General features: G+C 58.9%; 12 protein-coding genes. 4 read left to right on the top strand and 8 right to left on the bottom strand.

The annotated features are described in order from the left end of the window. Positions 1 to 34: 34 nt before the first annotated feature. Positions 35 to 850, top strand: a complete 816-nt coding sequence (mutM, locus tag FUU19_RS10960; protein ID WP_004931185.1) for a bifunctional DNA-formamidopyrimidine glycosylase/DNA-(apurinic or apyrimidinic site) lyase — start codon at positions 35 to 37, stop codon at positions 848 to 850. A 3-nt stretch (positions 851 to 853) separates the two neighbouring features. Here mutM and coaD read toward each other — a convergent pair whose 3' ends face one another. Genes coaD through waaA form a run of 3 tightly spaced genes read right to left on the bottom strand, consistent with a single transcriptional unit; the run spans position 854 to position 3,394 of the window. Continuing rightward, positions 854 to 1,339 (bottom strand): pantetheine-phosphate adenylyltransferase, encoded by a 486-nt coding sequence (coaD, locus tag FUU19_RS10965; RefSeq protein ID WP_004931181.1) that lies wholly within the window; start codon positions 1,337 to 1,339, stop codon positions 854 to 856. Positions 1,340 to 1,342: 3 nt separating this feature from the next. Beyond that, positions 1,343 to 2,116, bottom strand: coding sequence for a glycosyltransferase family 2 protein (locus FUU19_RS10970; protein WP_015379437.1), 774 nt, complete (start codon positions 2,114 to 2,116; stop codon positions 1,343 to 1,345). Then, positions 2,117 to 3,394 carry a lipid IV(A) 3-deoxy-D-manno-octulosonic acid transferase gene (waaA, locus tag FUU19_RS10975; protein ID WP_025304695.1) on the bottom strand — a complete coding sequence of 426 codons (1,278 nt, stop codon included), beginning with the start codon at positions 3,392 to 3,394 and terminating at the stop codon, positions 2,117 to 2,119. It lies immediately after the preceding gene. A gap of 125 nt (positions 3,395 to 3,519) precedes the next feature. Between waaA and FUU19_RS10980 the strand changes: the two genes are divergently transcribed. Next, the gene (locus FUU19_RS10980; protein WP_202670517.1) at positions 3,520 to 4,533 is read left to right on the top strand and encodes a glycosyltransferase family 9 protein; all 1,014 of its coding nucleotides are present in this window, start codon (positions 3,520 to 3,522) and stop codon (positions 4,531 to 4,533) included. A 44-nt stretch (positions 4,534 to 4,577) separates the two neighbouring features. Here FUU19_RS10980 and FUU19_RS10985 read toward each other — a convergent pair whose 3' ends face one another. Genes FUU19_RS10985 through rfaQ form a run of 3 tightly spaced genes read right to left on the bottom strand, consistent with a single transcriptional unit; the run spans position 4,578 to position 7,887 of the window. Next, positions 4,578 to 5,678 (bottom strand): glycosyltransferase, encoded by a 1,101-nt coding sequence (locus FUU19_RS10985; RefSeq protein WP_230489729.1) that lies wholly within the window; start codon positions 5,676 to 5,678, stop codon positions 4,578 to 4,580. 2 nt (positions 5,679 to 5,680) lie between these two features. Beyond that, on the bottom strand, positions 5,681 to 6,808 hold the full coding sequence (locus FUU19_RS10990) for a glycosyltransferase family 4 protein (protein WP_130017766.1): 1,128 nt from the start codon (positions 6,806 to 6,808) through the stop codon (positions 5,681 to 5,683). Further along, complete coding sequence (gene rfaQ / locus FUU19_RS10995; RefSeq protein ID WP_197834473.1) at positions 6,805 to 7,887, bottom strand: putative lipopolysaccharide heptosyltransferase III; 1,083 nt, start codon at positions 7,885 to 7,887, stop codon at positions 6,805 to 6,807. Before rfaQ ends, FUU19_RS10990 begins: the two co-directional genes overlap by 4 nt. A 210-nt stretch (positions 7,888 to 8,097) precedes the next feature. Between rfaQ and FUU19_RS11000 the strand changes: the two genes are divergently transcribed. Together FUU19_RS11000 and FUU19_RS11005 are read left to right on the top strand one after the other, a co-directional pair. Next, on the top strand, positions 8,098 to 9,054 hold the full coding sequence (locus FUU19_RS11000) for a polysaccharide deacetylase family protein (RefSeq protein ID WP_230489728.1): 957 nt from the start codon (positions 8,098 to 8,100) through the stop codon (positions 9,052 to 9,054). Positions 9,055 to 9,062: 8 nt separating this feature from the next. Continuing rightward, positions 9,063 to 10,157 (top strand): glycosyltransferase family 9 protein, encoded by a 1,095-nt coding sequence (locus FUU19_RS11005; RefSeq protein WP_141971914.1) that lies wholly within the window; start codon positions 9,063 to 9,065, stop codon positions 10,155 to 10,157. A gap of 36 nt (positions 10,158 to 10,193) precedes the next feature. Here FUU19_RS11005 and FUU19_RS11010 read toward each other — a convergent pair whose 3' ends face one another. Then, entirely contained in the window at positions 10,194 to 11,165 is a 972-nt protein-coding gene (locus FUU19_RS11010) for a glycosyltransferase (RefSeq protein ID WP_202670520.1), read from the bottom strand. After that, positions 11,162 to 12,403 carry an O-antigen ligase family protein gene (locus FUU19_RS11015; protein WP_230489727.1) on the bottom strand — a complete coding sequence of 414 codons (1,242 nt, stop codon included), beginning with the start codon at positions 12,401 to 12,403 and terminating at the stop codon, positions 11,162 to 11,164. The genes FUU19_RS11010 and FUU19_RS11015 overlap by 4 nt, the downstream gene beginning before the upstream one ends. Between the last annotated feature and the right edge of the window lie 10 nt (positions 12,404 to 12,413).

Below are 12,413 nucleotides of genomic sequence, written 5' to 3' on the forward strand. Positions count from 1 at the left end.
TATAAAGGGTAGAAAACGTCGGAGGGGAAGCCAGATGCCTGAATTACCGGAAGTTGAGACGAGCAGACGCGGTATAGAGCCTTATCTTGTCGGCCACAGCATTCAGTATGCGGTGGTGCGCAACGCGCGCCTGCGCTGGCCGGTTTCCGAGCAGATCCTGACGCTGAGCGATCGGCCGGTGCTCAGCGTGCAGCGCAGGGCTAAATACCTGCTGATCGAGCTGGAGAACGGTTGGATTATCGTGCACCTGGGCATGTCGGGCAGCCTGCGCATGCTGCGCGAGGAAAACGAAGACGAAGCCGGCAAGCACGACCACGTCGATCTGGTGATCAGCAACGGCATGATCCTGCGCTATACCGATCCGCGCCGTTTCGGCGCCTGGCTGTGGTGCGAAGATTTGGCGACCAGCAGCGTGTTGGCGCACCTGGGGCCGGAACCGCTGAGCGAAGCGTTCAACGGTGACTACCTGTATGAAAAATCACGCAATAAGCGCACGTTGATTAAACCGTGGCTGATGGATAACAAGCTGGTGGTCGGGGTCGGCAATATTTACGCCAGCGAATCGCTGTTCAGCGCCGGGATCCTGCCCGATCGTCCGGCGGGATCGTTGAGCAAAGCCGAAGCGGAACTGCTGGTGAAGACCATCAAGGCGGTGTTGCAGCGTTCTATCGAGCAGGGCGGTACGACATTACGCGACTTTTTGCAGTCGGACGGCAAACCGGGGTATTTCGCGCAGGAGCTGCAGGTTTATGGGCGGGCAGGAGAGCCGTGCCGCGCGTGCGGCACGCCGATCGAATCCGCCAAGCACGGGCAGCGCAGCACCTTCTTTTGCCGCCGCTGCCAGCGCTGAGCATCACTCGGCGGCGAGCTTCGCCATCAGTGCCTGGGTGACCACGTCAGGCAGGAAAGGCGCGATATCGCCGCCGTGACGCGCGACCTCCTTCACCAGAGAGGAGGAGATGAACGACCACTCCTCGGAAGGCATCAGGAACACGCTTTCCAGCGTCGGCATCAAATGGCGGTTCATGTTCGCCAGCTGCAATTCGTATTCAAAGTCAGACACCGCACGCAGGCCGCGCACCAGGATATTGGCATTTTGGTGAGCGGCAAAGTGCGCCATCAGCTCGCTGAAGCCCAGCACTTCCACATTGTCCAGATGCGAGGTGACCTGCGTCGCCAACGCCACGCGCTCATCCAGGCTGAACAGCGGCTTTTTGCTTGGGCTGGCGGCGATGGCCAGAATCACGTGATCGAACATCAGTGACGCGCGCGTCACTAAATCCAGGTGGCCGTTGGTCATGGGATCGAAGGTCCCGGGATAGATGGCTTTGCTGGTCATGATTCACTTCTCTGAGTAGTTGCGGCCCAATGCCCATAATGCGGCATATTTATTGAAGGTATATTGCGCGTTGACCACCGCTAACAGCAACCCCTGTTTACCGTCGAGGAAGCCGGCGCGCAGCAGCCAGGTTTTGACGAAGGCGCCGAGCGTGTGGGTCAGGATAGACAGATAGCCGCAGCGCTTGCCGGCCCGGTGGCGCTGCGTGGCCCACTCTTCGGCGTAGCGCAGCTGTTTGCGCTGGAAGGCGAAGAAATCGCGGCAGGTCAGGTGCAGCATATCGCCGCTGAGGGGGATGACTTTGGCGCCGCCGATGTTCAGCGATTCGTGCACCAGATCGTCGTTATAGCGATAGCGTTGGTTGGCGTACAGGCGATTGACGCGGTCGGGATACCAGCCGCTGTGGCGCATGAAACGGCCAAGGAACAGGTTGCGCCGCGCACAGCTGTAGACGGCGCCGTCGTCCGGCGCGTTCAACACCTGCTCGATGGATTGCCGCAGCTCGGGCGTGACGCGTTCGTCGGCGTCGATCATCAACACGTAGTCATGGCTGGCGTAGCTTTGTGCCAGCTGACGCTGCTTGCCGAACCCTTGCCAGTCGGTGTGCGTGAAGACTTTGGCGCCCAGGCTTTCGGCGACGGCAACGCTGTCGTCCTCGCTGCCGGAGTCCAGCACGATGATTTCATCGGCCCACTCGACCGATCGCAGACAGTCCGGCAACAGCCCGGCTTCGTTTTTGGCGATCATCACCACCGACAGGCTTTTGCGGCTGCTCATTCAGTGACTCCGGGGCGGCAGGTGCGGTTCCAGCAGCTGCAGCAGGCGCTGCAACGCTCCCTGATTCTGATACAGCACTTCCACCGCATGGCGGCCGTAGTAGCGACGGTAGTCTTCGTCGGTCAACAGGGTTTCCACTTCCTTCACCAGCGAATCCACGTCGGTCACGGTGATCAGGCCTTCGGCCTGCGAGAGCTTGGCGCAGATGTCTTTGAAGTTGAAGGTATGCGGCCCCATCAGCACCGGGATGGCGTGCGCGGCCGCTTCCAGCGGGTTGTGCCCGCCGCGCTCCACCAGACTGCCGCCGACAAAGGCCAGATCGGCGATGCCGTACAGCAGCATCAGCTCACCCATGGTATCGCCGATCACCACCTGGGTGCTGCCGGACGGGATTTCGCCGCTGCTGCGCAGGGTGTAGCTGAAGCCGGCCTTCTGCACCAGCTCTTTGGCAGTCGGGAAGCGTTCCGGGTGACGTGGCACCAGGATCAGCAGCAGGTCGGGGTGTTTTTCCAGCAGTTTGCGGTGGGCTTCCAGCAGGATGGTTTCTTCACCGTCATGGGTGCTGGTGGCGATCCACACCGGGCGGCGCGGCGCCCATTGGCGGCGCAGCGTAACGGCGCGGGCGGCCAGCTCCGGGGTGACGGAGATATCGAATTTCAGGCTGCCGGTTACGGCCAGCTGCGAGCGCTTCAGGCCCAGTTCGATAAACCGATCGCCGTCTTCCTGGTTCTGTGCGGCGATCAGCGTAATGCGGCGCAGCATATCGCGCATGAACCCGCCAATTTTCTTATAGCCGGCCGCGGAGCGGGCCGACAGACGCGCATTGGCGATCACCAGGGGGATCTGCCGCTGATGCAGCGCGTTGATCAGGTTAGGCCATAGCTCGGTTTCCATGATGATCACCAGCTTGGGATTCACCTGGTCGAGGAAGCGGTTCATGGAACCGGGCAGATCGTAGGGCAGATAGACATGATGTACGTCTTTGCCGAAAGCGGACTGGACGCGTTCTGAACCTGTTGGGGTCATTGTGGTCACAGTTATCGGCAAAGCGGGGTAACGATGGCGCAGCGCCCGTACCAACGGGATGGCCGCCAGCGTTTCGCCGACGGAGACGGAATGCAGCATGATGCCGCCTGGCACGACTTTCCCGGCGCAGAAGCCATAGCGTTCCGCCCAGCGTTTACGGTAGGCTGGAGCTTTGCGGCTGCGCAGCAGTAAGCGGAGCCAGATCAGGGGTTGGATGAGGTAGAGTAGTACCTGATATAAACGCAGCAACATTCTATCAATTTCATTTATATGGGTTATTCGGAATAGTACCATAACTGGAAGGGAAAGGCGCTAATTTGGTAACCTTGGGTGTCAGTTTCAGACAACCGGCGAGCGATTTCGCCGACAGGCTCGGAATGAAGAATATTTTAATTATTCGCCGCGACAACATCGGCGATCTTGTTTGCACCACGCCTCTGATTGAAGGGGTGAAAATTGCCTATCCGGACGCTAAAGTTTATCTGCTGATCAATAAAGTCAGCCAGGACGTTGTTAAAAACAATCCTCATCTCGAGAAAGTCTTTGTCTATAAAAAGGCCAAGCACAAAGCGAAAAATGAAACGACGTTGGGCGTTTATTTCGAACGCCTGATGATCTTCCTGAAGCTGCGAAAAATAAAGTTCGATGCGGTCATTCTGGCCAACCCGGTGCCTTGTAAATACAGCCTGCGTTTAGCGAAAATGGCCGGCGCCACCCATATCATCGGCGCCGATTTGGGTACGAAAGAGATTCATCGCCCGTTCCGCAAGGACGATTTCCGCGGCCTCCATCAGGTCGAACACACCTACAGTTATTTATCGGCGATAACCGACCAATCCATTCCGATCCCGCCGGTGCGGGTGTTTCTGACGCCTGAAGAGCGGCAATTGGCGGCGCAGCGGTTGCAAGAAAGCCTGCCGCCGGTCGAACGCGTATGCGCCGTACACATCAGCAGCCGCAGCCCGAAACGACGTTGGCCGGTTGAACGCTATGCCGAAATCATCAACCGTCTGGTTGCCGATCCCCACACCGGCGTGCTGATCTTCTGGTCACCGCAGGGCACGCTGGCGCCGGACGACATCGGCGATCGGCAGCGCGCCGAACAGCTGTTGGCGCTGTGCCAAAACGAACGCGTCGCACTTTATCCGACGGCCTCGGTGCGCGAGCTGTTGGGCGGGTTCGATTTATGCGACCGGGTGCTGTGCAGCGACGGTGGGCAGATGCATCTTGCCGCCGCGCTGAATAAGGACATGGTGGTGTTCTTTGGCGATACCGATAAAGCCTCCTGGCATCCATGGACCGGCCGTCATCATATTTTGCAGAGTGAGTCGGGGCACTGTGAAGATGTTTCTGTCGATGAGGTTTGGCAGAAAATGCAGGCGCTCAGCTAACGAAGAAAATAAGGCAGGTATCCCCTGCCTTATTTATTTCTCTATTATTTTTCTTTCAGCTCAATATATTGACGGCAAATAGGCTCCAGCCCATAACTCAGCAATTGCTGTTGATTTATCTGCGGCGGATTGGCGTAAATTTCCGCCATTTTTTCTGCCAGCGACGCTTCGTTTAATTCCGCCAGCGCGTTAGCCATGCCGGCTTTTTCCAGAATTTCCGCAGGGCCGCCCGGGCAGCGAGTGCTGACCACCGGCGTGCCGCACAGCAGCGATTCCACCAGCACGTTACCAAACCCTTCGCTGTCGGAGCTGAGCACCAGCAGCGAGGCATGGCGAATAAACGGATAGGGATTGGCCTGGAAACCGAGGAATAGCACGCGCTCTGCGATACCTAAGTCTGTTGCCAGACGTTTGACCTCGGCGACGCGGGCGTCGTCCCCGGTGCCTATCAAGGCCAGCGGTGCCTGAATGCCCGAGTGCGCATAGGCTTTCAGCAGACGGTCATGCCGCTTGGTGGCGTGAAAGCGGCCGACGTGCACCAGATAGTCCTGGCCGGCCAGTTCGCAAGGCGCAGCCGCCTGTTGTTGGATGGCGTCGATGTCGAACGGGTTGTTGATGACCGCCAGCCGGCGTGGGCGAATCGGCAAGTTCTGCTGCAGATCGTCGCCAACCGCCCGTGAAACGGCGACGATATTTCTCCCTTGGTAAACGTTGGCGATTTTGCGCTGCTTCAGCCAGCGGTCCAGGCCCTTGCGGTGGCCAAGGTAGGAGGTGGAGAGAATGCCGTGAATGCAGAACCACAGGCGATCCGCAGCCAACCGCTTGCTGCGGCTGACGATGCGATCGGTTTTATGCAGATTGGAGAACACCAGATCGAACGCGCCGCGTTGGCGCTCGTGTTCGGCTATCGCCCGATCCAGCGCGGCGGCGCGGCGCGACAGCTCGGTCAGCTTGCGCCAGGGGGCACGGCTGCGATCGGCCACCACCTGATAATCAATGCCTGACGGGATAGGGTAATTGCAGACGTCGCGCAGCGAGATCAGACTGACGTCATGCCCATGTTGCTGCATGCCCTGGCACAGGGTCAGCACCACTTTTTCCGCGCCGCCTCCCGGCAGGCCGTCGATGATCATCAGAATACGCATAGCTAATCCAGTAACCGGTTATAGAGGGAAATCAGCTGTTCGGATAGATGCGCCGGCGTAGCCGTCATAATGCGCAATCTCGCCGCTTCGCCCATGGATGATCCCAGCGCCTGGCGCGGCAGCGCCCGAATGGCCTCCGTGATGGCCGGTACGTCGAGCGCGTCGGTCACGAAGCCGTTCTGGCCGGGGGTGATAAACTCGGCGCCGCCGCAGGTGGTGCTGGTGATAACCGGCAGGCCGCACGACATCGCTTCCAGAATCACATTCGGGAACGGATCGTACAGCGTCGGCAGCAGCAGCGCGTCCGCGGCCTGATAGAACGGCAAGGTCTGCTTCTGCACGCCCATAAAGTGAACCCGATCGCCGCAGCCCAGCGACTGCGCCAGCGCCCGGTAGCGTTTTTCGGCCTTGTCTTTGCCGACCACTAACAGGTGGCTGTCGGTCGCCGCCACGGCGCGGATGGCGGCGGCCAGCCCTTTGCGCTCAAAGCCGGAGCCGACGAAGATCAGGCAGTGCGCCTGTTGTGGGATCTGATACTGCTCGCGCAGACGTTGGCGCTGGGCCTCGTCGGCGGGCGGGAACTTTTGATTGTCGATGGCGTTATAGATCACCGTGATTTTGTCGGCGGGCACGCCAAAGTCGGCGATGATTTCCTGCTTGATCATCTCGGCGTTACAGATGACGGCTTTCAGCTCCGGCGCGGCGTACATGGCGCGTTCGGCGCACATCACATAGCGGTGATAGCGATTGGAGAACAGCCATTTGCGGCGCCATTCCGGCAGCAGACGCGCACGCTGCAGCAGCCAGCGGCGGTGTACGCCGTCGCCGGCGCGGTAGATGTCACAGCCGGGAATGCGCTCGTGGCTTTGCACCAGATCGAAACGCTCTTTCTGCCACAGCGCCCTGGCCGCCACGGCGAAGCCTCGCTCGCGGCTGATGCGGCCGAGTTTTAACGGGTTGCACAGGTGGATATGCCAGTTGGGATTGGCGTCACCCTGCCATTCGCGGGTGATGACGTTCAGATCGAGATCCTGTTGTTCCAGCGCTTCCAGGGCGCGGGAAACGAAACGTTCGGCTCCGCCGTCCGGGCGGTATTTTTGGCGAACGATCGCCAAACGAAATGCTTTCATGCCAGCGTGCTCCGCGCGGCTGCAATCACCGCGTCTGTAGGAATAAGGTCGAGATACCGTTCGTCGGTGCCGGTATCAATGGCGTCCGGATCGGGCAGTTCGCCGAAGTCGCCGGCCCAGATCACGGCGCCGGTAGCCTGCCATGGCCGCCAGAAAGTCAGCTTGGAAGGGCCGAACAGCGCCACGCACGGCGTTTGCAGCGCGGCGGCCATGTGCATCGGCACCGAATCCACGCCGATAAACAGCTTGGCGTGGTCGATCAGGGCGGCCAGCTGGCGCAGCGTCAGCTGGCCGGCCAACGAGATCACGCCCTGCGGCGGGCAGAGCGCCAAAATGCGTTCTACCATGGCTTGTTCTCTGGCGTCGGGGCCGGAGGTGATCACCAGCTGGTGGCCGTCGGCCTGCAAGGCGGTGAGGGTGGCGGCCATTTTCTCTTCGCTCCAGCATTTGAAGAACCAGCGCGAGGTGGGCTGTACCACAATATAACTGCCGGCGACGCCCTGTTTCTGCAACCGTTGCTCACAAGCCTGCCAATCTTGTGGCTGATAACTCATGGTCACATGTTCGCTGAGCGCGGGCAGGCTCAGCGGCGCCAACAGCGAAAGATTCTGTTCGACGGTATGCAGGTGGGCGTGATTGTCGACCGGCACCAGCTGCGTGTGGCAGTGGCGCCACAGAAAGCCGCGGCGTTTGGGAAAATCGAAGCCCAGACGGATGCGCGCGCCGGTCAGGCGCGTGATAATGGCGCTGCGCCACTGATCGGCCAGGTTGACCACCAGATCGTAGCGCTGCGCCTTCAGGCGGCGCAGCAGCGCCAGCTCGTGCCCCAGATGCGCGCGGGCGCCCAGTTTTTTCCATTGGCGGTCGATGGCGAACAGCGTCGACAGCTCCGGATTGCTGGCCAGCATCTCCTGCGTTTCCTGATACAGCAGCACATCGATCTGTGCCTGCGGGTAGTTTTGCCGCAGGCTGCTGATGACCGGCGTGACCAGCAGCATATCGCCGTGATGGCGCAGTTTTATGATCAAAATACGCTGTACGGATGGGGCGGAAGTTGGGGCTGGCGCGTCGTTCATCATGAGTCGCTATCTGGGAAACCAATCTTTGATTCTAAATGACCCGATCGCATGTGGCTACTGTTGCAAGGTTTTCTTGCCGGGCTGCAAAAAAATCGCCGGGCCGGGGACGAATGCGCTTCAACGTTGTCCAAACCAGGCAGCAAAGTCGTTTGCCCTGGCGAAACGGCCTGCGTAACATAGTGCATTCTGTTGATATCAGGCTCGATATTCATGACTAAACCGGCGTTTCTCATCACCATTGATACCGAAGGCGATAATCTGTGGCAAAACCACGATCGCATCGCGACCGAAAACACGCGTTTCTTGCCGCGCTTTCAGGCATTGTGCGAAAAATACGCCTTCAAACCGGTTTATCTCACCAACTATGAAATGGCGATGGATCCGGCTTACGTCGAGTTCGCGCGCGACGTGATCGCCCGCGGTGCGGGTGAAGTGGGCATGCACCTGCACGCCTGGAACAGCCCGCCGCTGACGCCGCTGACCGACGACGACTGGCGACACAAGCCTTATTTGATCGAGTATCCCGTCGATCAGATCCGCGCCAAGGTCGATCACATGACCAAGCTGCTGGAAGATGCCTTCCAGACCAAAATGCTCAGCCATCGCGCCGGCCGCTGGGCGTTCAACGAATATTATGCCTCGCTGCTGCTGGAATACGGCTATCAGGTGGACTGTTCGGTGACGCCGCGGGTCAACTGGCAGTTTTCGCCGGGCAATCCGCAGGGCAACGGCGGCACCGATTACAGCCGGTTCCCGTCGCAGGCCTATTTCATCGATCCGCAGAACATTGCCAAACCGGGCGCGTCGCCGCTGCTGGAAGTGCCGATGAGCATTCAGTACAAGCATTCTGCGCTGATGAACGCGTTCAAGCAGGGTTATGATCGGCTGCGCGGCAAGCGCCGTTCGCCGTCCGTCAACTGGCTGCGGCCAAGTGGCGGCAACGTGGCCAAGATGATCAGCGTGGCTGAAGCGTCGCTGGCGCAGGGGCATGACTACGTCGAATTTATGCTGCACTCCTCCGAATTTATGCCGGGCGGCAGCCCGACGTTCGAAACCGAGCAGGATATCGAAGGGCTGTATCGCGATCTGGAGCAGCTGTTTGACTGGCTGCAGCAGCGCACGGTAGGCATGACGCTGGCCGAGTATTATCAACTTAAAGCGAACTAAGCACGCACATGTCGAAGAAATGGAAAATTAAGGTTGCCGACTGGTTCTTGCGGCGCTATACGGCGAAGTACGGCCGCTTTCAGGACAAGGCGACGTTCGACGGCGCCCAGCAGTTTGACAATATCGTCATCTATTCCACCACGGCGTTGGGCGACTTCATGTTCAACACGCCGGCATTGAGGGCGATGAGGGAACGCTACCCCAATGCGCACATCACGCTGGTGGTGCACAAGAAAAACCGCGAGCTGGTGGAAAACGGCCGTTATTACGATCGCGTGGTGTATTGGGACAGCAAGATCAAGACGATACGCCCGTTGCTGAAATCGCTGCGCGAACATCAGCCGGATTTGGCGCTGATTCTGCACTCCCACCTGCCTTATGACATCATCAGCGCCGTACTGGCCGGTGCGAAGTACATTATCAGGGATAACTACAGCTCGGGCATTTGCGGGCTGGAGCCTTGGCTGACCAACTATATCTTCCATTATTACGGCCACTTCGTACGCCGCAAACTGGAGCTGATTTCCATCTTAGGCTGCCGCAGCGACGATCCGACGATGGAAATTCCCGTGGATTATCAGCGCGGCGTCAAAAGCAGCGAGCATCCCACCATCGGTTTTCAGCTGGGGGCGTCAACAGAGTCGCGTTGCTGGCCGGTTTCGCACTATGCGCAGCTGGCCGATGAGCTGGTGGCGAAGCACCCAAATGTGCGCATCGTGCTGATTGGCGCACCGTTCGACGACGGCAAGGCCAAACAGTTTATGAGCCTGATCGGCCCGCAAACGCAGGCCTGCGTGGATAACCAGATCGGTAAAACGGGGCTGCAAGGCTTGCTGACGTTGATCGACAGTTTCCATGTTCTGGTCACCGGCGATACCGGGCCGCTGCATCTGGCGGTGGCGTTGAAGGTGAAAACCATCAGCCTGTTCGTGACCGCCGACTCACGCTCCACCGGCCCGATTCAGGATGCTGAGCTGCACCGCATCATTCAGGTGTCGCGTACCGGCTATACGATGCCGCTGGAGGCAGAAAGCCCGATGGGGGTCATCCAGCCGCAGCGGATTTATGATGAGCTGGTCGCGCACGTGCCTCTGACGCGCTGAGGGCGCGGCGACGCATCGGCCGCTCGGCCGATGCGGTTAGCGTGGCCTGCGCAGCTTCGAAAGCAAGGTATCCACTCGCGCATAGCGCATCTGGCGGACTTTTTTACCCGGCACGTCGCTGTTGCGGCAGATATCGGCGGCGCGGCGCAGGATGTGCAGCGTTGTCGGCGCGTAATGATAATAGCCGTACACCACCTTCGACATGCTTTTCACCTCGGAAAAGCAGTTGGCCAGCATCAGGGCGGCCAACCGGCGCAGCGGCTCATCCCCGGGATGCTGCGCCACAAAACGCAGCATCTTCTCCATGGCGAACAGCAGATCTTCAATATCTTTGGGTTTGATATTGCGAGTGATGCCTTGGCTGTTATCCCGATAGAAATAGAGCTCGCAGTCCAGATGGGCGATGCGGCGGGTTTTGAAATACTGAAAAGGCGTGAAAATCACGTCTTCATAGCGCCTGCCGTCTTCGAACGTTTCCCCTTCCAGCAGCGTGCGTTTATATACCCGGCTCCAGAGATGCCACATCGAGCGTGCGAAAAGTGGTTGCAGGCAGCCGAGCCCCAACTGTGAGAAGTCGTAGGCTACGGGCTGCGTCGCGCGGTTCTCGGATTTCGGCGGTTGTTCGGTGAACTTCTGATAATTAAAATCGATCAGGTCATATTCATCGGCGATCAGCAGGGGGCGCAGGATTGCCAGATAGTCGTCGCTCAGCAGATCGTCGCCGTCGAGGAAGGTGAGATAGCGTCCGGTAGCCAACCGTAAGCCGACGTTGCGGGCGTACGCAATGCCGCCATTGGCCTGTGAAGTAAAGATCACACGGGGGTGCCGCCGCTGCGCCAGATATCGGCTGACCAGCGTCCCTGATGCATCGGTAGAGCCATCGTCGATGATCACCACCTCGATATCGTCGCTAATCTGTGCAAATAACGAATCCAACGCAGTGATAACGAACGCTTCGTTATTATAAAACGGCACGATAACGCTGAGCAGCGGTGGTTGAATTTTCACGTGGTCTGCTCCTGAGCGGAAGGCTGTCTCGCCACGGAGAGCACCCCTGCGATCAACGCCAGACAGAACATGGCGGTGCCTTCCGTGCTGAAGAAGATGACATCGCTCAAGCCGTAGACAAACAGGCTGGCGCTCACGCTCAGCAGCAGCGCGTTGCGCTGTGGTCGAAATGAAGAGAAAAGCAGGCTGATATAGAGCGCCAGCAATAGCAGCCCCCCCCAAACGCCCTTGAGCGAATAGGTTTCCAGCAGTTCGTTATGCAGATGCACGTTGATATAGGGCATGACGCCAGACAGGTGTGGCTGCTGTGCGACCATGGTGCGGATCTCTTCACCGCGCTGTTCGGCGGATTGGCCCCATGGGGCATCCGTTCCCGTGCGCCATGCAATAACCTGCATCGATAGACGGGAAATGATGGAGTTATCTATCTCGGGTTGATCGATCAGTTGCATGTTGGTTTTGAAGTCGGCAATGCGTTGCTCAATCTGCGTTTTAAAGACGAATCCACAAATGAACAGCAACAATGGCACCGAGCAAACCAGTATAAACTTGTGTTTTCTGGATACCAGCTGCTTGGTCGCCAGCAACGACAGGCAGACTGCCACCGGGTAGACCAACATGGCCGCGCGCGTGCCGGTGAGCACCAGCGCAGAGAAGGACAGCAGGAATGCCGCGATGTACAACACCAGGCGGTAGCGGGTGCGCAGCATCAGAATGGCTTGCATCATCACCAGATCGATGGCGGTCATCAGGTAGGCGGCGACCGTGGCGCGATCGAAGTTGAGCTCTACGCGCGGGATATCCAGCCGCAATCCCTGATAGAGGGAATAGCCGTTGACCGCCAGGCCGGTGGCGAGAGCCACGACGATGAGCAGGCGCTGCACGCACAACCGCTCATTGAGTGCGATCAGTAAGATGAAAGCGGTCGCGAGCTGCAGTTTGCCGGTCGACATATAGGAACGATAAACATTGATATATTCGCCCGGCTGTTTGAAGTGATGCATCCAGAGGATGGTTCCCATCCCCACGCTGAACATCAGCGCGGGCAGCAGCAGATTTCTAACGTTGCTGAAGTAGTAGCGCGGGTACAGGCAAACGGCGATAAAGGCGATGTAGCTGGAAACGTAGAACAGATTGCGTCCGGTCGCGGAACCGAAAGGAATGGTGCAAAAAGCGATGGCGCATCCCAGATAGATCAAGTAGCTGAAGGCAGGGTGCGGCGTTCTGTGTTTTAGCATCGGGCGTGTT

This window comes from Serratia montpellierensis (assembly GCF_020858655.1).
GTDB classification, from domain to species: domain Bacteria; phylum Pseudomonadota; class Gammaproteobacteria; order Enterobacterales; family Enterobacteriaceae; genus Serratia; species Serratia montpellierensis.

Excerpts from the sequence above, each read along its gene's own strand:
- mutM (WP_004931185.1), top strand. The coding sequence starts at position 35 with ATGCCTGAATTACCGGAAGTTGAGACGAGCAGACGCGGTATAGAGCCT.
- coaD (WP_004931181.1), bottom strand. The coding sequence starts at position 1,339 with ATGACCAGCAAAGCCATCTATCCCGGGACCTTCGATCCCATGACCAAC.
- FUU19_RS10970 (WP_015379437.1), bottom strand. The coding sequence starts at position 2,116 with ATGAGCAGCCGCAAAAGCCTGTCGGTGGTGATGATCGCCAAAAACGAA.
- waaA (WP_025304695.1), bottom strand. The coding sequence starts at position 3,394 with ATGTTGCTGCGTTTATATCAGGTACTACTCTACCTCATCCAACCCCTG.
- FUU19_RS10980 (WP_202670517.1), top strand. The coding sequence starts at position 3,520 with ATGAAGAATATTTTAATTATTCGCCGCGACAACATCGGCGATCTTGTT.
- FUU19_RS10985 (WP_230489729.1), bottom strand. The coding sequence starts at position 5,678 with ATGCGTATTCTGATGATCATCGACGGCCTGCCGGGAGGCGGCGCGGAA.
- FUU19_RS10990 (WP_130017766.1), bottom strand. The coding sequence starts at position 6,808 with ATGAAAGCATTTCGTTTGGCGATCGTTCGCCAAAAATACCGCCCGGAC.
- rfaQ (WP_197834473.1), bottom strand. The coding sequence starts at position 7,887 with ATGATGAACGACGCGCCAGCCCCAACTTCCGCCCCATCCGTACAGCGT.
- FUU19_RS11000 (WP_230489728.1), top strand. The coding sequence starts at position 8,098 with ATGACTAAACCGGCGTTTCTCATCACCATTGATACCGAAGGCGATAAT.
- FUU19_RS11005 (WP_141971914.1), top strand. The coding sequence starts at position 9,063 with ATGTCGAAGAAATGGAAAATTAAGGTTGCCGACTGGTTCTTGCGGCGC.
- FUU19_RS11015 (WP_230489727.1), bottom strand. The coding sequence starts at position 12,403 with ATGCTAAAACACAGAACGCCGCACCCTGCCTTCAGCTACTTGATCTAT.